At 61.8% G+C, this 951-nt stretch carries 3 protein-coding genes; all 3 read left to right on the top strand.

Translation table 11 applies throughout. The features are described 5' to 3' along the window. Positions 1-220 (top strand): hypothetical protein (locus JFT63_RS29365; protein ID WP_106117528.1); only part of this gene is annotated, 220 nt, incomplete at its 5' end. Beyond that, the gene (locus JFT63_RS29360) at positions 217-597 is read left to right on the top strand and encodes a hypothetical protein (protein WP_001054412.1); all 381 of its coding nucleotides are present in this window, start codon (positions 217-219) and stop codon (positions 595-597) included. The genes JFT63_RS29365 and JFT63_RS29360, both read left to right, overlap by 4 nt. A 156-nt stretch (positions 598-753) precedes the next feature. After that, on the top strand, positions 754-951 hold a 198-nt coding region (locus tag JFT63_RS29355), incomplete at its 3' end, for a DUF3391 domain-containing protein (protein WP_232867075.1).

Raw genomic sequence — 951 nt, 5'->3', positions numbered from 1 at the left:
CGCGCTGGCCAGCGCGTCGCCGGAAGCTCTATGCGCCCATCTGCCTCTACTGGAAAACCAGGTCAGCAACGTCTGGTCGATGGGTAAGGATGGCCGCTCCTACTGGCCCATCAAGCGCCAGGCCGCCACGGCGGATCGCATTGCCAACCACAAGGGACGCAATCCGCAAGAGCGCGCCTCCCTGAAAAAGCGTCTGCTGCGCAAGTGGATGAGCAAATGAACCTGTCCACCATCGAGGCGCTGGCTATCGCTTGGGCGCGAATCGCTGAAGAAGCAGAACTCCCAGCCGGCTACGAGGGCACGGCGACGCCAGAGGCGCATCGGGCCTGCGAGGTGATCCAGGAGCGGATTCGAGAGCACGTCGTCGCCACCAATGACATGCGGCTGTTCGGCCTGCTGCACCTGCTTGGGCAGGCGTCGCTGCGCATGGAGCAAGCGCTGTGGCCGGAAGAATATGCGCGGATGACCCGCGAGGTCGAGGAAGCTCTCCGAGAGGCCGACGACCCCAACGCCAAGTCGTACACCCACGAAGAAGTCATGCAGGCGATGCAGGAACGCATCGACCGAGCGCGAGACAAAGCCATGTTGATCGGCTGACGGAAATTTCGGCGGTTCCGGCTGATCCAAGAATCTTGGCGTGACCTTACCTCCGCTCTACCGCTGGGTGCCAGCCTCGGCGCACGCCTAACCACCCAACTCAGAAAGGAAAATAAGTTGGTAAAACGCATTCCCGTATCCGAGCTTCGTCTCGGCATGTACATCCACAAGCTCGCCGGCTCTTGGGTTCGACACCCATTCTGGCGCGGCAGCTTCCTGCTGACCGAGCCTCAGGATCTCTCTGCCATTCGAGAATGTGGCGTCGGGGAGGTCTGGGTCGACTTGGCCAAAAGCCAAGTCGACCCAGAGAGCCCAGAGAGCCCAGAGAGCCCAGAGAGCCCAGAGAGCCCAGAG

Source organism: Pseudomonas sp. MF7453 (genome assembly GCF_016405455.1).
Taxonomy (GTDB): domain Bacteria; phylum Pseudomonadota; class Gammaproteobacteria; order Pseudomonadales; family Pseudomonadaceae; genus Aquipseudomonas; species Aquipseudomonas paralactis.
The sequence above is the reverse complement of the archived record's forward strand: the minus strand, read 5'-3'. Positions and strand labels throughout refer to the sequence as shown.